The following is a 537-nucleotide window of genomic DNA, read 5'->3' on the forward strand; positions in this document are numbered from 1 at the left end:
TGCCTGGCAATTTTCCAGTCCGGTGAACTGTTTTGCGTCGCGGTAGATGAACTCGATCTGGAAGCGTAGCCTGTAGTAGCGGACGATATCGGCAGGTCCCATCCCCGTATCAGTTGAGAAATACAGTTTGTGGGTCTTCCCAGCGGATACCCTGACCACGCGGATTTTCCGTTTGAGCGAAACAGCATATACTACGGCCGTTGTGGCCCTAGTTCCGTCCGCCAATTCCACCTCATGGAAATACCCGGCCTTGATGTCCTTGTGGTCGACTTTACCGTCGTACACCCTGGGCCTCCCGCGACCGGGCTTGCGGGGGCCGGCGTAGAGGTATTTCAGATTGGCGTCATCGCGCATCCTGCCTACGAACCGGAAACCGGCCCCGCAGATTGCATCAATGAACGGCTTCTTGGTGAACCATGCGTCCGCCACAGCAATGCTGGACAGTTCCAGGAGTTCCTTGCCGCGGTCGGTGAATGAATCCGCGTAGATCTCGGCAAGTGATTTTTCCGGATGGTTGCCGGTTATCGTCTGGCAGGC

At 56.6% G+C, this 537-nt stretch carries 1 protein-coding gene; it reads right to left on the minus strand.

Annotated elements, in window-relative coordinates; translation table 11 throughout:
• A partial coding sequence (locus NGM62_RS22020) for a transposase (RefSeq protein WP_262250452.1) occupies positions 1–537 on the minus strand: 537 nt, incomplete at both ends.

It is taken from the genome of Parapedobacter soli, from assembly GCF_025460835.1.
Taxonomy (GTDB): domain Bacteria; phylum Bacteroidota; class Bacteroidia; order Sphingobacteriales; family Sphingobacteriaceae; genus Parapedobacter; species Parapedobacter soli.